Source organism: Candidatus Jidaibacter acanthamoeba (assembly GCF_000815465.1).
Classification (GTDB): domain Bacteria; phylum Pseudomonadota; class Alphaproteobacteria; order Rickettsiales; family Midichloriaceae; genus Jidaibacter; species Jidaibacter acanthamoebae.
Genome location: NZ_JSWE01000092.1, coordinates 159,209 through 180,959 on the forward strand (window position 1 = coordinate 159,209; position 21,751 = coordinate 180,959).

Here is a 21,751-nt window from a genome sequence, read left to right on the forward strand (position 1 = left end):
TGGAATTTTAACGAAAAAACTTATTGATAACTTGATCCAATTTACTGAAAAGTACTTCGCCGAGATGGTTATGATTCTTTATACTGATTGAGTTTTTGTAGAACTTTTCTACCTTATGTCCGATGCCGATTGCAATTAGTTCAAGCGGCATTTTTTCTATTCTTTTTATAATATTCATTAAATGGGAAGATAAATAATCGGGTGAATTATTAGCAATAGTTACTTCATCAAGCGGTGCACCATCCGATATTACTATTAAAATCTTACGCTTCTCAGGACGTTTTAAAATTCTTTCCGCTGCCCATTTTAATGCTTCCCCGTCTATGTTTTCTTTCAACATACTTTCCTTAAGCATAAGCCCGAAATTGCGATAGGATTTCCTCCATGAATCAAAACCTTTTTTATAGAGGATATGAAGTGTGCCGTTTAGTCTACCCGGATCTTTCGGTGTGCCGGCTCCGAGCCATTTTTGAAAGCTTTTTCCTCCCTTCCAATCAAGAGTAGTAAAGCCTAATACTTCTATGCTAATTTGTAGGGAATCTAGTGTTTTGCTTAATAAATCCGCAAGTATTGAAGCGGTTGCAATATTATTTCCTCGCATTGAGCCTGAGTTATCAATAAGCAGTGTAATTATGGTGTCATTTAAGCTATCCTGCTTAAATTTTTTGAAAACATTATTCAGTTTTTGATTGCTGATTAGGCCGGCAAGTTTAGTGCTGTCTATTACACCTTCTTCATGCATCTTCTCCCATTTGCAAAATCTTCGTGCCATAAGTTTTTGCTTAAATTTTCTTGCTTGCTGTTCAAATTCTTTGCGTATGCCGGCAGTTTTTAAGCTTAATTGGTCACGCAGTATTTTGAGTTTTTCAATACTTTCCAGTTTCTCGGCAGGTATTTCCTGATCAAATTCGGTAGTAAATATTTTATAATCTAAAATCTTATTATCCAAAAATGATGTATGATTTATTTGACTACCTTCAATCAGGGTAGGGGTTTTTAAATTAAACGAACTCTTCTCTTCGGTAGGAATGTACTCGGGAGGTTGAGAAACGGTTTCTATAGGTGTTTCGGAATCCATGACTTCCACTTGAGCTTTTTTCTCTTCTTTCTTAATTGGTAAGATATTAATTAAGTTTTTCGCTGCACTTAGGAATTCCTCTTTATCGTTGAGAGCAAGTTTTAAATGCTCAAAATATTCTTTGTATTGTTCAACAAATATTTTAGTTTTCGGAGATAGATCAATAGCAAAATTATTTAAATAGTAATGTAACCCTGTATATAAGAATTGGGTGTAATCATCATTTATTTTTTGGGTTTCAAGAAGCTTCACCAATATGTTTTTTTTTGTACCCGGATATTGTTCCATGCCTAAAATTTCGCACCTTGCCGTGATTAAATGGGCTAAACATTTTTCATGTTTTATATGAGGATTGAGGGTATAAGAATTTACATCAAATTTTAACCTAAAAGCTGCAGAATCAGCTAATCCCTTTATAAATTCTAGTTGTTTAGGAGAGGTAATTTGGGGTAGAGTAACATGTTTATTTTCAAAAACAGTATTTTCAATTCCACTACTAAAATTAATGCTTAAATCTGGTGCATGTGCAATTGCACGTATGGATTTTTTTATAGATTCTTGATGTTTTTCTAAATTTTTTAACATTTTTCTAATTTATCAGGTCGGGGGGACTTCCGTATTAATATTATATCAACTATAACAATAAATATAAGATTAATAGCTTTTAAAAATCACCTTACTTAATCATTACCTGTTTTTTTTAAAAGTTAAATAAAAAGGTTGTTCTATATGTTTAAAAAAATTAAAGAAAAATTTCTTTATAAGAACTTTGCCGGTCGAAATTTTGCGCATATGAATCTTGATAGCTCCTATATATATGCGCTTAATAAGCCGGTATGGATGGATAGGGAATACCGGATTTTTGCAAGTGAAGCCTATATGAAAAATGTGATTGCCCACCGCTCAATTACTATGATTGCGCAAAGTGCAGCGAGTGTTCCGTTTAAATTATATCTCACAAATGAAACCGGGAAGGTGCCGATAGAGAAGCACCCGATTTTAGATTTGCTTAACAATCCTAACCCTGTAATGAGCGGTAAAGAGCTAATGGAGTCAATCTACGCTTACAGATTGATAAACGGTAATGCCTATTTGCTGGCAATCGGCTCTGAACGGGGAGGGATTGAAGAACTGGTCTCCTTAAGGCCGGATAGAGTAGCTGTAATTGCCGGGCATAATTCTATGCCTTCAGGTTATAGATATACTGTAGGCAGTAAATCGGTAGATTATAATGTTGATCCGATCACGGGGTATTCATCACTTCTGCATATAAAAAATTTTCACCCTCTTTCTGATTGGTACGGCTTATCCTCAATTGAATCCGCCGCCTATAGTATTGACCAGCATAACCAGGCAGGAGCATGGAATCAGGCGCTGCTGCAAAACGGAGCCAGGCCGAGCGGGGCAATAACGGTCAAAAATAGTGAAGGTAATCCGGCAAATTTGAGTGAAGAGCAGTTTAACCGCCTGAAAAATATGGTTGATGAGAATTTTACGGGAGCAAATAATGCAGGAAGACCGCTAATTCTGGAAGGTGGTTTGGAATGGAAAGAAATGAGCATGTCACCGAAAGATATGGATTTTATAGAATCTAAGCACAGTTCCGCTCGCGATATAGCACTTGCTTTCGGGATGCCGCCACAACTGCTCGGAATTCCGGGGGATAACACTTACAGCAACCTGGTGGAAGCAAGGCTTGCACTATGGGAGCAAACTATTATTCCGCTTATTTCCAATATTTGTGAACATTTAAGCAGTTGGTTCGGAGCGGTTTACGGTAGAGAATATATGGTAACCTATGATACCGATAGCATAAGTGCATTAGCTTTAAGGCGTGAATCAATTTGGGAAAGAGTACAAAACGCAAGCTTCATGACTATAAACGAAAAGCGAGCAGTCGGACTTGCGCCTCTCAAAGAAGGAGATAAGTTATAAAAAAAGAATCGGAAGTTTATAGCGCTTTACTTGCGAGAGTTAATATAAAATCCCATTCTTCTTTTTTGATCGGCATCACTGAAAGCCTGGATTGTTTAAGGAGAGGTAATTTACAAAGCTCTTCGTATTGCTTAATCTCAGCCAAAGAAACAGGACGAGCTAAGGGTTTGACATATTTCATATCAACCGCAACAAAGGTTTGTTTTTCGTCTCCTGGGTCAAGGTAATGCTCTCGTATTACTTCCATAATTCCTTGAATTGCAGGTTTATGGATAGAATGATAAAAGAAACATAAATCACCTTTTTTCATCATCTTTAGATTGTTTCTAGCTTGATAATTTCTAACCCCATCCCATCTTGTGGTTTGGTCTCTTTTTAAATCATCCCAGGAATAATCCCCGGGCTCACTTTTTGCTAACCAATAATTCAACTTGGAGTTCCTATGCATGTAATGTTTTTTATATTCTTTATTGATTCTACTAATTTGCCCTTTTCGTCAACTTTTATTATATGGTCGCTATCTTTTATTTGGTATTCGCCGGCCTTGGCTAACACATCGTTTATAGTAACCCTCGAGCCCGCAGTACAGCCGTGTACCCACATTCTGCTATCATCCTGTAAAATTATTTCATTTGCAGGCTGAGGCCCCGCTACACTAAGAAAAGCAAGCATCTTAGGATCAGTAATTTCCTGATATACTTTCGCAAATCCAAGCATTGGTAACAATAAAAAAATTATAAAAAAACGCATATTAAAAATATTATTTGAGAACCCCTTATATGAATTATCATTACACAGCGCACAATTCTCTGCTACAAAAAAATATTAACGAGGAAGGATTTTTTCAAGGCTATGCTTCTGTTTTTAATGTGAAAGATAGCCACAATGATCTTATTATGCCGGGTGCGTTCACTGATTCATTAAAGATGAACCAGAATATAAAACTTTTGTGGCAGCACGATCAAAACGAGCCAATCGGAACCATTAATAAGATGACCCAAGATGAAAAAGGACTTTTAGTTGAGGGTAGGTTACTTTTAGATCTAAATAGAGCAAGAGAGGCCTATTCATTAATTACTAATCAAATTATTAAAGGCCTAAGCATAGGATATACCATTGTTGATTACTTTATCGAAAAACAAACACGTTACCTTACTAAGCTTAATTTAATAGAAATCAGCCTGGTTACTTTCCCGGCAAATAAATATGCCGAGATTAATTACATAAAAAGCGAAGATGATTATCTGAGACTGAAGCAAAGTTTAGAAAGAGCAAATCGAATTTTGGTGGGCGATACTGGAATCGAACCAGTGACCTCTACGATGTCAACGTAGCGCTCTAGCCATCTGAGCTAATCGCCCTTTTTAACAAGGGATGCTATCTTATAACTTAGAAATAAAAAGAATTCAAGGCTAATGCCGAGAATAAATCACTATAACAATTAAACCTAATAATAACTAAATAAAGGAACTATATGAACATTGGAGAAATTACTCAAAAAGTTGATACTTTAGCTCAAAACTGGGAGCAGTTTAAAGTGATAAATGACAGAAAACTTGCTGAAGTTAATAAACACGGCACAGCTGACCCGTTAACCGAGATGCACTTGAAGCGGTTAAATGACAGTATTGATCATTATCAAAAAAGCATAAATAAAATTGAAACTGCGCTCTCAAGACCGGCGGCTGAAGTTAAAGCCGAGTATAATAACATTGATGAGCAGAACCACGGTAAGGCTTTTTGTAACTACTTAAGAAAAGGAATAGAGCATGATTTGATCAATATTGAGCAAAAACATGCAAAGCTTTCCGATAGAAACAGCGGCTATCTTATTACTAACAAAATGGCGGTGAAAATTGCTCAAGCTTTAAGGGAACTTTCCCCTATCAGAAAACTTGCGAGTATTGCCGAAATTTCAAGCAGCAGTTTAGAAATAATTGAAGATAGAGCGGAAACAAATGCCGGATGGACGCAGGAAGTCGATAATCTTGATAAATCTACTCAGCTGAACTTATCTAAAAAAGTTATACCAGTGCATGAATTATATGCACAGCCTAAGCTCACTCAAAAACTTATTGATGATACCAGCATTGACCTTGAATCCTGGATGGCTAATAAGCTGATTGACATATTTGAGAGAAAAGAAAATGAAGCATTTATAAGCGGAGACGGTGAAGGTAAACCAAAAGGCATGCTTACCTACAGAGCAGGTAAAGAATGGGGTAAAATTGAGCAGATCCATTCTTCGGTTAACGGCAAGATTACCGCGGAAAGTATAGTTAAATTATTTTTTAGTTTAAAAAATGCCTATACAAATAATGCAAAATTTTTAATGAGCCGTGATGCAATGCAAAGCATAAGGACTTTAAAGGACCCGGTAAGCGGGATATATTTATGGCAGCCGGCTCTTGAGCATAAGGTACCTAATACTTTACTCGGAGCAGAAGTGGTTGAATCAGCGGATATGCCCAGCATGAAAGACGGTAGCTTATCAATTATTTACGGTGATTTCAAGCATGCTTACCAAATAGCGGATAGACAGGATATAAGAATTTTAAGGGATCCGTTTACCAATAAACCATTCGTTAAATTCTATACCACTAAGAGAGTAGGGGGCGATGTAATTAACTTCGAAGCTCTTAAGATAATGAAGCTTAGTGCTTAATGAATTTAGGGAGATATTTTTATCTCCCTAATATTTCCCTTCCCTCGCTAAAGCTTTAGGGGATGTAATCTAGTTGGAGGCATTGTGTGTGTATTTGGTTTATATAAATGCGTCCGGCTAGCTCCTTAAAGTATAATATTAAGATAATATTAAATAATTGATTAATCCACTAAAATTATGAAAAAATTTAAAGCAATGAGAAGGCTGAATAAAGAGCATGGGTTGGCACTTGATATAACGCAAGTTAAAAACTTTCTCAAGATAGAACATAATACCGATGACGATTTAATTAAAACAATGATAAATGCCGCTGTCGAAGTGTGTGAAAATTATACTGGGCTCGCTTTAATCAATCAGGAATGGCTTATCCAATTTAGTGATATTGCAACCTATAAGATTGAATTGCCTATACGACCTATAGAAAACATAAAGCAAGTGGAGATAAGATATCATGATGGGAGTAAAATGAAATACGGGCTCGAGCATTATAGCTTGGATCAGAATTGTTTATTGCTTCACGTCACTCCGATTGCAGCACAAATTGATATAATATGTAAGTGTGGATATGGTTCTTCATTTGCAGCAATTCCTGCTCATTTGGGTTCAATTTTACTCGAGCATGTTGCTCACCTGTATGAGTCGCGCGGTACTAAAGTAAGTTTCGATATGAAAAGATATGACCCGTTTAAAAAATTAAAAATATAAACAGCTATGAACCCAAAATTTACTCAACTAAATAAAAGAATTACCTTTCAAATTTATAAATTAGCTCGTGATGACATAGGCGACAGTATTCATACCTGGCATGACGGTATATCCGTCTGGGCGGCCGTAACTCCTCATAAGGGAAATGTTAAGCATAGGGCTCATGTAGATTTAAAAGAAGGGCATTATAGCATAGTGATTCGCTACAACGAGAATATCACGGAAAATATGCGGATAAAATTTAACCGGCAAATATTCAAAATTGAAAAGATCATAAATCATAACCAAGCAGATATATTTCAAATCATCTATTGCAGAGAGGAATAACATGACATCTATAATATCATTTAAAAAAGAATTAATAGGGGCACTAAATAATTGTCAAAAATTATCCGGCAAAATATCAGGTGTATATTCAGGGCTAATTGAAGAAGTAAGCTTACCGGTAGTAAAATTCAGTAATCTTATAGTTGAGGATTGGTCATCCGTCTCAAGTAACGGCAGGGTGTTTAACGTGAGCTTAGAAGTTATGACTCGCGATATAAGCAGCAAAACCTGTGTTGAAATTATTGACCTGCTCGAAGATTATTTACCGACCTTAAATAATGTTTTTCAAGACTTCATTGTCTCGAAAATAAGAATATTAGGTTCTAAAATAAACTTTCTTAAAGCTGAAAGGCTATGGTGCGGAGAAATTAAAGTAAAATTCTGGATAGAAACAATTCATTAAATATATGACAGCACAAGATTTTGATAATTCAGCTTTTTATTTTGATATTAAAAATAAAAGCTACCGGATTAAAGGAGTAAAAATATATGACTTTAGTCTACAAAACGAATTTCTAAATGAAAACAGTATTTTGGATACTAATTGGAAAACCAAATTTCCTGCCTCCTCTACAAATAGTTTAACTGTTTCTATGGGAGGAGAATATCATAAAAGTGAAGCGCAGAATCTACTGAAAAGCTTAGCTTTCAATAATAGTGAATTAGAGTGCAGGATATACCTGGACAGCGGACTGATAAGCGGAAAGTTTTTAATTGCTAAGTACGAAGTAACCGCAAAATTTGATTCATTCATTGAATTTGAGATAGGTCTGGTTAGTTCCGGGCTGATTAAACATACTATTAACCAATGAAATAAATACATATGCAAAACGTTCAAGAGAATTATTTTAGAAATATAATCAGTAAAAAGAAAGCTTTTAAAGGAGATAAGGAAATTGAGCATAATATGCAGGAAGTTGCTCTTAGAATCGAAATAAAAATAGCCCATTTGAGGTCGGAATTGCTTAAATGGTTTATCGGAGTTTCACTTATTCAAACTTCCACCTTTATAGCAACTATCGGAGCGGCTTTACAATTTTTTCTTAAATAATAAATATTATATGCTAGAATTAAAAAGAATGGGGAAAAGGGAGTAATATATGGTAAATTCTAAAGAAGAGTTTTATACTTTTTTCAAAAAGCATGAAGAATTTAAAGAAAATAATGAAGACTATTTAAGCGAAATTAAAGATGCGCTTAAAAACGGGTATCAACCTTTGCCGAATGCTAAATTAAGCGAATCACAAAGCGCTCTCTTAAATGAATTATCGCATTTTATCGAGAAGAAGGTGAGTTTACTTGCCGATAAAGAATTGCTTGCAGATATAAAAATCAGTAATGGAATCAGTGATATCGGGAAGGCTACCGCAGCTCTTGAGCAATATAAAAGTGGGCTGTTAAATCGTAACAGAAGTTTTAAAGATATGGTGATCGGAGGCGCAGAAAATATGGCTGAGGTTTCGCTGCTTGAAAGTGCGACAACTTTTCTAGAACCGCATGAGTTGTATGGCGCGGTTAGAGAAGATCTGCCCACTTCTTCGGTGATGGGTAAAATTGAAGATTCCAAAAAGTTTAAAGAAGATCGACAGTTTTCAATGCAGCACCAGGAAAAAGTGATTGAAATGCAGAAAACCCAACAGGCTCAGAATAAGAGTATTCAAGCGGATATAGCCTCACTTGGACAAGAATTCGGCGTATTGGATGCAATGAGTAAAAGTATGAAATTTTCGGATAATATTAAATCACCCGATACATCTCCCGATGTTTCACAAAAAACCCCCAGTATTTCATTTTAAGTTAATATTTTGTTAACTATTTTCTATTAAGATAAAATTATAATTTTTTATTTCGGCTAAAGTATATGAAAGAGATTTTTGAACAGAATTTAGATTTAGAAGCAAGAACTGCACGGATTTTAGGTGAATCTAAAAATGATCCGGCTATAGCTTTTAAAAATACTTTTGCCTATATGCAGGAAGTTGCGGATAACCCTGAAAAATTCGCCGCCGTATTTTCAACTATGCGGGAACTTTATAAAAATATCCCCGTGCAGAATGTAAGCGAGCAGGTTGAAGCTGTGAGCAGTGTGTTGAATTTTGCGAATAATTATAAGGGAGATAATCGGGAAGCCATAGGTCAAAATATATTGGAGTTTACAAATAGCTTAGATGAAAATATAAAACAACACTCTAGAATTAAAGATGATTTTGAAGCTTTAAAGCCTTCAGTAGATAAAATCCCGGTAATTAATGCAATTAAAATAGAGACAAAAAAATCGGTTCTACCTAACAAAATCAGGTCAATGGAGTTATTAAATGCAGCTAATGAACTAGCAGCAGCAATGCGAGGTGTTAATGAATCATTAAGTGATGGAATTAATACTACACCTTCACCTGAAGTAGCGGATAACGGTAAGCAATCTACAATGGAGGCCGGACTCGCTGTAGCAGAGAAGGCGAGAGTAACGGTAGATCCTATATTAGAAACAGCTACCTCAGATAAACCTATTTCAGAGAAGGCGGTACCACAGCCCGTAAATGATAAAGGTTCTGATAATAGCTCAAAAACTATTAATAATGTTTCTGAAGCTTCTCAAGCGAGGGAGGCAACCAACACTGAAGAAGCTGAGCGAGTTATAAGGGAAAGCGGAAAAAGCATAGCGGATCGAAAAGCGGCATTAGAGGAAGGAGTCAAAAACAATCAAGAAAAGAATGCAAATAAAATTGATGCCGAGCAAGAGATCAGAGAGCTTAGAGCAGCAGCCGGTGAAGAGCCCTTAAGTTTAGCGCAAAGACGAGATGCATTACAAAAATCTTTTGAAGTTCAGCCTGAAAATATTAATAAAACCAACGCCGGGGAAGAGATTACAAAAGCTTATGAGGAAGCGGGTACAGGGCAAAAAAGTGTTGCTCAGTTAGTAAAGGAACAAGAAGAAAGGTCGAATGGTAGTAATCTTCCTTCCCAAGAAGTGGTGATTAATAATAATGTAAAGGAAACTGAGCAGCTTGCCGGACAACGTAATTTGAATTTAGCTTCCGAAACACAAACACAGGCAGAAAACCCAGACGCAACGGAAGAGGTAAAAATTATTTCTGATACAGCCCTTCAAAATGAAGTAATCAGTAATGAACGAGCGAAAAGAGTTCAAGAAGAAATAGCAATGGCAGGTGTAAATATAAAAAAAAGAGCAGAAGAGCTTGAGAATAGATTGAGTAATCCCAATAATGACGTATCAAATATACCTCCTCCACTTCCGCCAAGGGCAAGGGGTGAATCGCAAGCAAAGACAGAAAATATGGAAGAAGCTGTGATACCACAATCGGTAGAAGATAGCCAACCTATAGCGAAAAAAGAGGATGAAGAAAAATCAAACCTTCCAGGAAATCCAGCGATAACGGAACAAAAAGTTGAGGATCAGCCTAAGCAAGGTCAGCAACAAAGCACTAAGCAAGGGGATAATATAAGCAAAAATCAGGAGCAAAATACTCAAAATCAATATGCTCAAGCACAGCAGGAAAATGACGGACAACCTAAAAAACGCGGGTTTTTAAGGAGATTCGGCGATGCATTTAAAGATGAATTTACTCCGTCTAATAAAACCATGATGATGATCTGGGCAGGGTTACTGATTGCAGCCATGCTGTTTTTCCCTCCCGCTGTTTTACCGTTGGTGACCTTTGGGGCAGCTGCCGCAGTAACGGTAGCAACAAATAAAGTAGCTAAGGTATTCAATTCTCCGGTCGGCCATTCCATCGCTAAGGCGGTTTCTGCTCCGATGGGCATGTTCGGTGATCTGGTGAACGGTCTTTTAAAGGGAACTGCGGCGCTCGGGGCTATTGTAGCTACTCCGTTTACCGATAAAACATTAATGGAAAATGTGAAAGCCGCAACAGGAGTTCTTCCTGAACTGGGCAGCTTCACAAAAGCAGCTCTTACTACGGGAGGAGTTAATCAGCCTAATAATTCGGGAAGTATGCAAAAAGCAAATACGGCTAATTCTAAAACTACTGTCACTGCCGATGCCAAGCGGAATGACGTTAAAGGACAGGAGTCTAAGAAGGAAGATAAAGAAGCTACAACTGCGGCAGTTGAAGGTAAAGGTACTACTACAGAGAAAAAGGCGGCATCCGATGAACTGAAGAAGCAGACTGAACAATTGAAACAAGAGCAACAGCAGCAACAGGGGCAAGCTGAAAAACCACCGGTGGAAAGTCATGAAACAAATTTTTTAGGGCAGCATAGGCAACAGGAACAGCAGCCGACATCACCCCCTGTGCCGCCACGACCGACACAAGCAGAACTAGAAGCAGCTAAAGCATCACCAACAGCAGGACAGCAGCAAGGACAACAGCCAACAGCCCCGGCACCGCTATCTTCTCCGATACCTGAACAAACGCTATCAAAACAACAAATGGCAGAGCAACAAGCGCAAGGAGCGATCAAACAAATCGCTAAAGTTACTTCTTCAAGTCAAGGTAAGGATGAGGTATCACCAGCCAATTCACATCAGACTAATATAGATAATTCAAAACCTGAAGACCCTAATAAAAAAGTTGGGTGGGCAAATGGTGTCAAACCTCAATCAGGTAAAAACGGCAGTAGGACGCTATAGTTAAATCAACAAACACATAATATAATAAAATGAACCAGGAACAGTTAACCAAGTTGCTGTCGGCACAAAAGCTGACGGCTTCAACCATCCGCTCAATCTCCGATGAAGTGATGAATATCATAGAACTCGCCTTAATCGGCGACGAGGAGGCTTTAGAGAAATTAAAGCTTTATAACTCTAAGGAACACGATCTTCTTGCCACCTTTTTTAAGGTTAGCTCGCTTATAATCAAAATATTCCCTATGGAACATAGGATTATAGGCACTGAGCTCGTCAAAAGCTTAGAAGATGTACCTAAAGAAGAAGAGCCAAATGAGAATCTAATCACTGAAGCAGATATTAACGTAATGAAAAATTATATAGAACGCTATGAAAGAGAAAAAAATAAAGTTCATTGAACAACGCTTCCCCGAAAATATTTCCTATGGATCAAGCGGCGGCCCTTGCTACTCCACCGATGTTATCACGATGACTAGCGGATATGAGCAAAGGAACATAAATTGGCAGCAATCAAGAAATCAATATAATGTTGCTTACGGCATAAAAACCGAAGAGCATATTAAGGAGCTGATAGCTTTTTTCAGAATTTGTAAAGGTAAGGCAATCGGATTCAGGTTTAAAGATTGGAATGATTATACTGCTAAAAACCAACTGATCGCCATTGGGGATGGGAAGAAAAATTCATTTCAACTGGTGAAAACCTATAAAACAGTAGCAGTTAAAGAGCAGAGAATAATCTCTAAACCGGTGCCCGGCAAGGTCAAAATTTTCTTAGATGATAATGAATATAAGGAGGTAGAAGTGGATTATACTTCAGGGATAGTAACTTTTAAAACTCCTCCTGCGGCAGATGTAAAAATTACTGCAAGTTTTAATTTTGATGTGCCGGTGAGGTTTGATACAGATTCACTGCTTACCTCAATTGAAGCTTATCAAACCCATTCACTAAATAATATTCCGCTTGTTGAAATAAGAGTATAATTCCTATGAACGCAATCACCCCCAAACTAGCCGAGCTTTTAGAGCAGGAAATTACAGCATTCGCCACTTGTTGGCTGCTGAAATTAAAATCCGGCGAAGAGCTGGGTTTTACTGATTTTGATCAGGATCTTAATATTAATAATATAACATACCATTCAGCTTCCGGGTTTACTCCTAGTGCGGTTTTAAGTAATTCCGGTCTTGCTCCCGATAACCTTGAGATTGAAGGTATGTTGGATAATGAGCTTATCCTAAAGCAGGACTTAATTGCCGGAAAATATGATCATGCCGAGATTGAAATATTTTTAGTTAACTATGAAAATTTAAATGCGGGAAAGCTTCACTTGAAGCGAGGTTGGTTTGGTGAAGTTAGTATCAAAGATAATATGTTTATCGCTGAAGTAAAAGGACTGACCCATGCTTTAAATAAAAACATCGGCGATCTTTATTCTCACCGCTGCCGAGCTAAGTTTGGTGATGAAAAATGTAAAGCAGATTTAAGCAAATATACTTTTTCGGGTAGTATAACCGAGGCTCAAAGTAATAATACTTTAATTGATATTAATCGCGCAGAGGAATCTGATTTCTTTCAATACGGTAGCATTAAGTTTTTAACCGGGGCAAACCAAGGTATAGCAAAAGAAATTCAAAGTTATACGAGAAGCGGAAAAATAGTGCTTGCAAGCCCGTTGCCTCATAAGCCGAGTGCAGGTGACAGTTATGAAATCACCGCTGGGTGTAATAAATCTTTTGAAACTTGTTATAAGCAATTTAACAATGCAATTAATTTTAGAGGAGAGCCGCACATCCCGGGAATAACTAAACTGCTTAAGGTTTAATGCAGGTAAGGTATTAAATAATAGGATTCCGTTACATATGATTTAAAGGATTACCCTTCTATATTGTTAATTTTTTTATTTTAACTTGTATTATACTTTATATATTATATAATTTTAAAAAATTTATAATTTAATAGAGATAGTAAAATGTATGGTTCTAAATTTACTGTTTGTGAATTTACTGTTAGTAAATTAATGGAATTAAAAACTACTAGACTACATGAACCCCTTGAATCAAAGGTGAGGGAAGAGCTTGAAAAATGTACGTCATTAAGTCTTAGAGGATCGGTTGCTTATTTAAAGGATAATAAAATCAGCACTAAAGATTTCCAAGCAGTACTCGCCGCTTTAAAAACTAATTCAACAGTTACTTCAATTAAAATATTAACAGATTCAGTTAATGTTATTTCCGACTTATCTCAAGTTTTAATTGTTAACAAAAATATTAAATCATTAAATATTAAATTTAAAAATCTAAATGAAAAGGTTGCTAATAATTTCACACAAGCTCTAAGCAAAAATAACAGCCTTGATCAGTTGGAAATATACGTAATATCTTATAAAAAAAGCACTGAGCAAGAAACTTTAAGAACAATAGAGGTTATAGAAGACTCAGTAGTTAAATTTTTAGAGAGAAGACATATTAAGTCATTAAGATTATCACTGGGGCATAAATTTAAGGATGCTGCAAGGTTATTTGAAGTTCTAAAAAAACAACCATTATTATCTGAACTTAATCTCTCTCGTAATAAACTCGGTTTAGAAGAAATTAAGTTTCTAGAAGACTTGCTTACTTCAAGTAATTATAACATTGAGAGTCTTAATTTATCACATAATAATTTTGGAGAAGGCTTGTTTAAAAAATTAGCTGTAGCATTATATAAAAATACTTCAATTAATGCACTTTATTTAAAAGGGAATGAATACTCTCCTGAAGAAGCGGAAATATTATTAAATTATTTAAAAGACAGATTATCATTTTTAAAAATTCATTTAACTGAAAAAATGCTGCCTAAAAATAAAATTAATCAATTTAATAGTATTCCGCATATTAATCCTCTTATTTCATTGTTTTTTAATAGATGGGGAGAAATTGGATCTAAAAATTATGATTTAAACAAGCTTTCTAAAATATATCACCAATTATTAGAGGTAGAATGTGCTAATATTAATATTCGTGATATATCGAATTTTATATATTTATTCATTGATAATATACAGCGTGCTAATGATTATAAAGAAGCTTCAGGAAATGAAAATAATAATAAGTTTTTTTCCGATTTCAAAGATGCATTAAAAATATGCCGTGTTCTGGATTTATCACTTTCATTAGTTTTACCATATGAAACTCAGAGCGTTATATTTAAGGAAGTTTACCTGGAAAATAATTTCTCTTCCCTTCAAAAAAAATACCCTGCACATTCGAAAATCTTAGAAAAAATGAAGAAAGAAAGTAGGTCGGCTACTACAATCCTGCTAGGGTTTCCTCCAATTTCTGAAGCCCTGGAAAGGTTGATGCATAAAGACGAACCTTTTCTGATTAAAGCTGCTGAGTACCCTGACGAGAACCTGAGGATTTTACAGCTAATTATGGTTAAAGAAGATCTTTTTATAAGTAAATCCATTAAGGATCCTGCTCTGAGTTTACAAGTCTTGGAAAGTGTAAGACCCGTTTATAAAAAAGCAATAACTTATTTAGCGGAAAATTATTTACGCTTATACGGAGTTTGTAAAGAAGTTACCTTCAATTCAGGCTTTACTCTTCCAGCAGAGGTTACAGCGTATATATGTAGCTTTCTAAAACCTGGTGATATTAAACCAGGGAAATTTAAACAGCAAACAGAACAGGGAAGTAATAGCCTGCAATTAACTGTTGAAGCACAACAGCAATTAACTATTGAAGCACAACAGCAACAATTAACTACTCAAGCAAATGAGATTGGTAGATTAAGAGAAATTATTGGGATGCAGCAACGGCTATTGAATGAAAAGGATTATTATATTAATACTTTGTTATCGCAACTAAATGGTCTGCAATATACAGGTTTATATCCTCAGGATAGCTACCCGCAGCAAATGGAAATAGTTGGAGAAGGGCAACTTACGATTAAAAGAGAATTACCCGTATCTTCAAGTCCGTTAGATCCTAATAACTTTAAACGCAGGCGTATGGAAGAAGAAAAAGAAAAAACTAATGAACACAATAGCGATTGCGGAAGGCTGTAAGTTTTAGTTCTCAACTTAAGTGAAAATGACTGTGTCTCGAAAATAAATTGATTGCTTAAGGCACACTACCCGACATGTAAATAGGAATGATAAGCAAAATCAATTGTGTAACATTATAGGGAAGAAGAGTAAGCGCGTGCCTGGGGGGCATGAGTGCTCCTTCGGAGCACGAAGGAGTGCGCTTATGAATTCTTCGAATTCACATTGCGATTTTACATGAAAGTAGTCATAATTCCGAGCATTTAGCTATTAGTAATATATTTTTGTAACATTGTTGCTATGGAGGGTCGGGTAGTGTGTGCTTATAGTTTAAAGCTAATAACTTATTGAATATCATGAATAATATTGATATAATACAGAAAATTTTAAGTTTTTAGAGAAAGATATGTTTAAACTAGTGATTCTTATAGCAATTTTAAGCTTATCCTTTCGTGTTTCGGCGAGTGCCGAGGTATTGCAGTTTGCTCAAATAACTAAAATTCACGATACTTCAGAAGGTATTAATGACAAAGAAAGTTTAGCAGTCGTTAGTCTTGCACCCGATAAATTTTCAATACGAGTAGCTGACCGCGAGATAATTTATGATTTTTCAAATAACTATCAATATACGGTTAACCACGAAAAGCAAACCTACGACAGCGTACCTATCTATTATATTATAAATTTCAGGGGTAAGGAAAAGCAAAACAGAGAGTTCTTAAACGAACTGTTTAAACGGTTGGAGAAGGACGATAAAGTGACAATTCCGAAAAAACGAAAAATTATTTCGGATAAAATTAGGCAATTCGATTTGGAGATGGCTTTTTCCATAGGTAGAGATTCCGCGGTTACTTCCAAAATGGTTCAAAAAACAAAAACACAAAACACGAGTTTCTTTTTTAATGGTAAAAAAGCTGCGGAATTTGAAACGGGTTCATTTATTATACCTGCTGCGTTCAAAAATATGTACTTTAAATATATTCTCTATACTCAAAATCTTCATCCGTTTATGATTGAAGATCATTTATCACGAGAAAAGTTGTTTGAAAAATTAAATTATACTTTTAAACCGGGTTTTGAGGGTGAACGCCGGGTAGACGTCGCAATCCAGCCTGAAAGTATAAGCTTTCAAGAAGGCGATATTAAAATTCCCGTAAATTATCGCGAAGATTGTAGTATCGGTAAGAATATTTGCGAACTGTATTATGCAGTAAAATATGGCTCCTTAAAAATTTCCGAACAGCAGTTCATTAATGAAATTAAAGAGCATTTACTTAAAGAGGATCGACTTAGCGCTTTTTTAACTGCAAATGAATATATGTTGCAATATGGAGTGCAACAGGTTGAATTATTCAAGAAAATCATAAGTGATAATAATGATGAGCAATTAATCGAAGTAATGAGCGCAATTGATCGCCAAAATTCAAAAGAATCAACGCATAATGCGCTTACCATGCTTGAAGAAGCGGCTGCTCAAAATACGAAAAAGGGTTATGTGCTATATATTTTTATGGCTAATCATTATAGCCTAGGCAAATTTGACGAGAGCTACCATTATATGTTAAAAGCATTGCAGAAAAACCCATTTATAGTCGGTGCTTACGTTGATTTAAGCCGAGTATTTTTTGAAGCGTATGATACTGAGAAAGCATGGTTTATTCTTGACCTGGCTTATAAAATAAACCCCGAACATTATATGAACAAAGGTGCGGAAATTTTAAAAGATAAATTACGCCAAAAGCACCCTGAGTATTTTTAAGGGTATAAGGAAAGAAGGAGATTATATAATATGATAGAGTTCATTATATTTGTTATTTCTTTTGTAGAAGTAATTTATATCTACAAATTTTATTCATCATGGTATTTACTAAAGTTTGAAGAGGGGTACTCAAATTCAAAGCTGGATCAGATTATCAATTTATTTTTAATAAAGTTTAGATTTATACGTAATAATAATATAATATTTTATATTAACTCTAATTTTGAATATAATTTTAGTTTAAAAAAAGAAATAGGGATAGACCGATTTTTTAAATTAATAGGTATTTGCGGGCTAAAAAGATGACGGATACACCTACTAAGCAAGCTGAAAAAGGTATATGGCTGATTTATGATTATGAATGCCCGCTATGTGATATGTATTGTCGCGCAATCAGAATTAAAAAGGATATAGGCAATTTAACTCTGGTAGATGCCCGTCAACCAAGTAGTGTAATGGATGAAATAACTAAGCTCGGCTGGGATATTGATAACGGAATGGTATTAAAAGTTGATGACTCACTATATTACGGCAGTGAAGCAATACATATTCTTACCCTGCTTAGTACTCGGGCGGGGATGTTTAACAAAATTAACTATTTTGTATTTAAATCATACTTAATGTCTAAAGTGCTGTATCCGTTCTTTCGGAGTATACGTAACATTTTGCTTTTCAAATTGATGGGCAGAACTAAAATTAATAACTTGGAGAAAAAATAAATTTATTCTTTGTTATCTTCAACTCTGCTTAAAATCAAAAAGTTAAATACAATAATGAAGATCAAACATAGCCACCAACTCATAAATATATTAAAACTTGATTGGGAAATGGTAATATATGTAGCAAGAATAGCATAAATAAACGGCTTGAAATCTTCTCCTATAGAAGATGTAAGAGAAACGGTTCTTATAATACTTAGCCAAACCGTTAGGTTTAAAACTAAACCAATAATTCCGAGTTCAAGTAATATCTGTATAACCCCGTTATGCGGATGGAGGGGTAAAAGGCTGATACTTGTGCTACCGATCATCATAGAGCTTAAGTTTAGCTCAGAGATAATCCTTGCTGCATTAAAACCATAGCCGGTAAGCGGCCGAAGTGAAATTAAATCGAGCACATTTTGCCAGATATAAATCCTATGTTCAAATGACCATGGAATATGCTGAAACAAAGTTTGGACGTGCGTATTATAAATTAAGCAGCAGAGTGTAATTGGAATAAAAATATAAACACCAACTATTCCGACTTGAAAAATTGAGGCAAAAGTATGCTTAAATATTTTAGCTGAAATATAAGTGACTATTCCGGCTATTATACCGAGTTTAGCTGATTCACTCGTGTAAATAAAGATGATAACAAAGCTTAAGAGCAATAAGCAATAACTACTGATTTTGCGATTATTCTGAATTAAGGGAATAATTGCAACCCACACGGCAATTGCAATAAATGTCATACCGCGATTAAGGTAAGATGGATCAAAATATATAGTCTTATTTAATAGATAATGATTAATATTAGTTATAATCATTCCGTCAAAGATAAATTCCATATAACAAAAAACTAATGCAACCAGATAACCCAACAAAAAAAGTTTAGTGTTGGATAGCTTTGAGCGAAAAGCAAATAGCAAAATAAATCCACAAAGAATAGTCGCCGAAACTTTTAAACTTTCTAAAAGGGTGCTTTTATAATTTAAAGAATATAAAGCACTTAAAAAACAAAAGCTTAAGAATGCTAATAAGCTAAGCACCAAAAGTTTATTTTTTTTAAAGGAAGAGAAAATTTCATCAATTCTAACAAGGCTATAAGAAAAGCTAAGTAAATATATTATGAATACAGCCGAAGATGAGAGAGCGGCAAGGCTTGCTAAAATAGGAGTAATAAAGATTAAAAATTTAATAAATAACGTATACACTTTAAATAGCTCAAGAAATTTCAAAAATACTTTCATTGAAAATGCAATAAATGTCAAAAAAATCTTTGCTTGAAGCATATTTTTATATAACTTGAAAGATATAACAACGCAATATGAGTAGAAAAAAATGGCAATAGGTTTGAAAGAAGGGGATAAAGCAATAGATTTTACGTTGCCCATCAGTGAAAACGAAAGTGTTAGCTTAAAAGATTTTAAAGGAAAAAATGTAATACTTTATTTTTATCCTAAAGATAACACTCCGGGTTGCACTACCCAAGCAAAAAACTTTAGAGATCATATGTTGAAATTTAAGGAGTTGAATACTGAAATAATAGGAGTTTCCAAAGACGATTTAAAAAGCCACAGCAAATTCTCCGGGGAACATTGTCTGCCATTTAGAATTGCTTCCGATTATGAATCGGATGTTTGTGAGCAATATGGAGTTTGGGAGCAAAAAAGCTTTATGGGTAGGAAATATATGGGTATTACACGTAGTACCTTTTTGATTGATAAAGAGGGCATAATACGAAAAATATGGCCTGAGGTTTCGGTTAAAACCCATATAGATGAAGTGTTAAAGGAGATTAAGAAGCTTTAGTAAATTATGACCCTTTTTATCTCAAAATTAATTTCGGAAGCACCGAATATAACGGAAGTAAGTTTAAACGGCATTTTAGGCAAAATCCGCTCCGAACTGAAGGATATTAACTGTGAAATAATCGGTATTAGTGAAACGGTTGATTTAGTAGCGGATAAATACTTAATTGATATAAACGGGGGAAAAATAGAAAGTCTTTCCACTCCTAATGCCGATGCCTACTCTGCAAAAGATGTTTCAGGTACAAGCAGCCAAGACTATTATTGTTTAGTATTTAAGAAAAATATACCGACAAGACTTGCGGAAATTATTGTCTTAAAAGCAGTGCCTATTTATAACTTGATCAGACCGCTGGAAATAGGAATAACCGCAATCGGAGAGCAAGGAGAAAGGTTTTTATGCGTAATATGTGAAAAGCCTAACGGTAAATCTTTAAAAGAATTAATTAAAGAGGGGAGAGAATTTTCCCATCAATTTATACTTAAAAAGATAGTTGCTCCGCTTAATAAGATAATTAAGGATCTGCACGGTATTGAAATCGTGCATGGTAATATTAATCCTTCTACAATTTTCTTAGACGAAAATGATGAAATTATTGTATCCGAATGCATATCAAGTTTAAACGGACTTTGCCAAGAAGATACTTATGAAACGATAAATAGGGCACAATGCCATAAATGGGGAAAAGGAGAGGGGGATAAAAGCGTGGATTATTATGCACTCGGCATGACAATCTCAAGTATAATTTCCAAAATCTTCTTTGAAGATATAAAGCATATAAACATACTGGAAAGTAAGTTACAAAACGGTACTTTCAGCTTTTTAAATCAGCATTTTCATTTCGGCGGTACTATAGGGGATTTGCTCAAAGGATTAGTAACGGATGATAAAAACATCAGATGGGGCTTTAAAGATATTGAAAATATACTAATGGACGGCAGCTATAGTTTGCCGGCCGTTCTTGAAAAGCCGGCGCTGCCTCGCCCGGTAATATTTAAGGAAAAAGAATATTTTCATAAAGCTCCGCTTGCTTATGACCTGGCACTCAATTGGGAAGATGCAAAAGCTTTTATAAAGCAGTCATTACTAGTGAAATGGCTGGATATAAGTGCTTCCGAGCAACTAACTATCGAAGCTTTAGAAAGTTTGCAGGAGATAGCGAAAAAAAGATTTTCTTCGTATTCCTTATTTTCTAAAGAGGACGAGCATTTAATAAAAGTGATAATTGCTTTAGATCCTGACGGACCTGTCAGATATAAAAATTTAACTTTTTATAAAGAAAGTTTAGGGGCATTACTCATATACAGCATTAATAATGAAGAAAATGAAATCACACAATTTATTGCCAATAGCTTGTTTGTAGATTTGTTCTCATATTATGAACAGATTGCAATTTGGTTTAAAAATAAAGACTATGCAACCGGTTTAAAAGACCTTAAGCAAGCAACTGGTAATATAAGAAAAGCAGGGTTCGGGTTTGGGATTGAAAGATGCTGTTATGATCTTAATGTTTCTTTGCCCTCTCAAAGCCATGTAATAAGAGGGGAAATATGTTACGGAATTAAAGACATTTTAACCTATTTGGATAAGCAAAGCATAGAGATTGACGAACTGCTTTTGAAAAAGAACTTACTTTGTTTTGTAGCAAGCAGAATCGGCCTTGCTGAGGAGCTTAGGGTAACTAAACTTATAAGTTTTTATATGCTGGAGAAGGACAAAACTTTTATAAGCCTAATGATTCTAGGTATGGCACAGGAAAAGACAGGAGTAAAAGAGCTTATAAATTTAAGCGAGCTTTATGCCGAAAAAATCAAAACTATTTTAGATGAAGTTATTAAAGGCGAGGCAATAAAGAAAGACATTTTTGCGGCAATTAATAAAGTAAAATCACAAGGTAATTTAAATCTAATTAAGCAAAGCGCTACCGATATCTATTACCTCGAGCAAGATATTAAAGGCTTTACTCAAGCTACCGCTCGTGTAGATTTTATAAATAAAGAACTGGAACGCTTAAAAGATAAATATACTATAGAGCGTGAAGCTAAGGAGTGGGGATTAAAAATAGCGGTAAAAGTTAGTTACATTATTGTATTATTTAGTATAATACTTGCAATATCAGGAGGATTATAACA

The 21,751-nt window shown here is 35.1% G+C and carries 23 protein-coding genes and 1 tRNA gene; 19 read left to right on the forward strand and 5 right to left on the reverse strand.

The genetic code is table 11. The annotated features are described in order from the left end of the window. Positions 1–7 precede the first annotated feature (7 nt). Positions 8–1,663 carry a cobaltochelatase CobT-related protein gene (locus NF27_RS11110; RefSeq protein ID WP_053332554.1) on the reverse strand — a complete coding sequence of 552 codons (1,656 nt, stop codon included), beginning with the start codon at positions 1,661–1,663 and terminating at the stop codon, positions 8–10. 207 nt (positions 1,664–1,870) lie between these two features. On the opposite strand from NF27_RS11110, the gene NF27_RS03745 reads away from it, so the two are divergent. Continuing rightward, positions 1,871–3,013: a phage portal protein gene (locus NF27_RS03745; protein ID WP_039456078.1), complete on the forward strand. Its 1,143-nt coding sequence runs from the start codon at positions 1,871–1,873 to the stop codon at positions 3,011–3,013. A gap of 16 nt (positions 3,014–3,029) precedes the next feature. Here NF27_RS03745 and NF27_RS03750 read toward each other — a convergent pair whose 3' ends face one another. Together NF27_RS03750 and NF27_RS03755 are read right to left on the reverse strand one after the other, a co-directional pair. Beyond that, complete coding sequence (locus tag NF27_RS03750) at positions 3,030–3,443, reverse strand: EVE domain-containing protein (protein WP_039455866.1); 414 nt, start codon at positions 3,441–3,443, stop codon at positions 3,030–3,032. Then, a complete protein-coding gene (locus NF27_RS03755; protein ID WP_152606836.1) occupies positions 3,440–3,730 on the reverse strand; it encodes a hypothetical protein in 291 nt (96 codons plus the stop codon). Before NF27_RS03755 ends, NF27_RS03750 begins: the two co-directional genes overlap by 4 nt. A gap of 62 nt (positions 3,731–3,792) precedes the next feature. Between NF27_RS03755 and NF27_RS11575 the strand changes: the two genes are divergently transcribed. Then, positions 3,793–4,347, forward strand: a complete 555-nt coding sequence (locus tag NF27_RS11575) for an HK97 family phage prohead protease (protein ID WP_084212781.1) — start codon at positions 3,793–3,795, stop codon at positions 4,345–4,347. Here NF27_RS11575 and NF27_RS03765 read toward each other — a convergent pair. Further along, positions 4,298–4,374: transfer RNA gene (locus NF27_RS03765), tRNA-Val, on the reverse strand. The two genes, NF27_RS11575 and NF27_RS03765, sit on opposite strands and share 50 nt — an antisense overlap. Positions 4,375–4,487: 113 nt before the next feature. Here NF27_RS03765 and NF27_RS03770 point away from each other — a divergent pair. The 14 genes from NF27_RS03770 to NF27_RS03840 all read left to right on the forward strand — a co-directional run bounded on the left by NF27_RS03770 (position 4,488) and on the right by NF27_RS03840 (position 17,825). Further along, on the forward strand, positions 4,488–5,678 hold the full coding sequence (locus NF27_RS03770) for a phage major capsid protein (protein WP_039455870.1): 1,191 nt from the start codon (positions 4,488–4,490) through the stop codon (positions 5,676–5,678). Between the two features lie 177 nt (positions 5,679–5,855). Beyond that, entirely contained in the window at positions 5,856–6,383 is a 528-nt protein-coding gene (locus NF27_RS03775) for a head-tail connector protein (protein WP_039455872.1), read from the forward strand. Between the two features lie 6 nt (positions 6,384–6,389). Next, entirely contained in the window at positions 6,390–6,710 is a 321-nt protein-coding gene (locus tag NF27_RS03780; RefSeq protein WP_039455874.1) for a phage head closure protein, read from the forward strand. A gap of 1 nt (position 6,711) precedes the next feature. Beyond that, complete coding sequence (locus NF27_RS03785) at positions 6,712–7,113, forward strand: hypothetical protein (protein WP_039455876.1); 402 nt, start codon at positions 6,712–6,714, stop codon at positions 7,111–7,113. Between the two features lie 4 nt (positions 7,114–7,117). Continuing rightward, on the forward strand, positions 7,118–7,522 hold the full coding sequence (locus NF27_RS03790; protein ID WP_039455878.1) for a phage tail tube protein: 405 nt from the start codon (positions 7,118–7,120) through the stop codon (positions 7,520–7,522). 11 nt (positions 7,523–7,533) lie between these two features. Next, a complete protein-coding gene (locus NF27_RS03795; protein ID WP_039455880.1) occupies positions 7,534–7,761 on the forward strand; it encodes a hypothetical protein in 228 nt (75 codons plus the stop codon). A gap of 49 nt (positions 7,762–7,810) precedes the next feature. Next, positions 7,811–8,506 carry a hypothetical protein gene (locus tag NF27_RS03800; protein ID WP_039455882.1) on the forward strand — a complete coding sequence of 232 codons (696 nt, stop codon included), beginning with the start codon at positions 7,811–7,813 and terminating at the stop codon, positions 8,504–8,506. 65 nt (positions 8,507–8,571) lie between these two features. After that, positions 8,572–11,322 (forward strand): hypothetical protein, encoded by a 2,751-nt coding sequence (locus NF27_RS03805; RefSeq protein ID WP_039455884.1) that lies wholly within the window; start codon positions 8,572–8,574, stop codon positions 11,320–11,322. A 29-nt stretch (positions 11,323–11,351) separates the two neighbouring features. Continuing rightward, positions 11,352–11,720 (forward strand): hypothetical protein, encoded by a 369-nt coding sequence (locus tag NF27_RS03810; protein ID WP_039455886.1) that lies wholly within the window; start codon positions 11,352–11,354, stop codon positions 11,718–11,720. Then, on the forward strand, positions 11,692–12,303 hold the full coding sequence (locus tag NF27_RS03815; RefSeq protein WP_239647816.1) for a DUF2460 domain-containing protein: 612 nt from the start codon (positions 11,692–11,694) through the stop codon (positions 12,301–12,303). The genes NF27_RS03810 and NF27_RS03815 overlap by 29 nt, the downstream gene beginning before the upstream one ends. A 5-nt stretch (positions 12,304–12,308) precedes the next feature. After that, entirely contained in the window at positions 12,309–13,142 is an 834-nt protein-coding gene (locus NF27_RS03820; protein ID WP_039455888.1) for a DUF2163 domain-containing protein, read from the forward strand. Between the two features lie 147 nt (positions 13,143–13,289). Next, entirely contained in the window at positions 13,290–15,368 is a 2,079-nt protein-coding gene (locus tag NF27_RS03825; RefSeq protein WP_039455890.1) for a leucine-rich repeat domain-containing protein, read from the forward strand. 385 nt (positions 15,369–15,753) lie between these two features. Continuing rightward, on the forward strand, positions 15,754–17,106 hold the full coding sequence (locus NF27_RS03830) for a tetratricopeptide repeat protein (RefSeq protein ID WP_039455892.1): 1,353 nt from the start codon (positions 15,754–15,756) through the stop codon (positions 17,104–17,106). 302 nt (positions 17,107–17,408) lie between these two features. Next, on the forward strand, positions 17,409–17,825 hold the full coding sequence (locus tag NF27_RS03840) for a DCC1-like thiol-disulfide oxidoreductase family protein (protein WP_039455897.1): 417 nt from the start codon (positions 17,409–17,411) through the stop codon (positions 17,823–17,825). Between the two features lie 2 nt (positions 17,826–17,827). On the opposite strand, the gene NF27_RS12360 is transcribed toward NF27_RS03840, so the two are convergent. Beyond that, complete coding sequence (locus NF27_RS12360; protein WP_161791793.1) at positions 17,828–18,655, reverse strand: O-antigen ligase family protein; 828 nt, start codon at positions 18,653–18,655, stop codon at positions 17,828–17,830. 280 nt (positions 18,656–18,935) lie between these two features. On the opposite strand from NF27_RS12360, the gene NF27_RS12365 reads away from it, so the two are divergent. Genes NF27_RS12365 through NF27_RS03855 form a run of 3 tightly spaced genes read left to right on the forward strand, consistent with a single transcriptional unit; the run spans position 18,936 to position 21,749 of the window. Further along, positions 18,936–19,094: a hypothetical protein gene (locus tag NF27_RS12365; protein ID WP_161791794.1), complete on the forward strand. Its 159-nt coding sequence runs from the start codon at positions 18,936–18,938 to the stop codon at positions 19,092–19,094. Between the two features lie 60 nt (positions 19,095–19,154). Further along, entirely contained in the window at positions 19,155–19,619 is a 465-nt protein-coding gene (gene bcp, locus NF27_RS03850) for a thioredoxin-dependent thiol peroxidase (RefSeq protein ID WP_039456086.1), read from the forward strand. A gap of 6 nt (positions 19,620–19,625) precedes the next feature. Next, on the forward strand, positions 19,626–21,749 hold the full coding sequence (locus NF27_RS03855) for a protein kinase family protein (protein WP_039455899.1): 2,124 nt from the start codon (positions 19,626–19,628) through the stop codon (positions 21,747–21,749). Positions 21,750–21,751 lie beyond the last annotated feature (2 nt).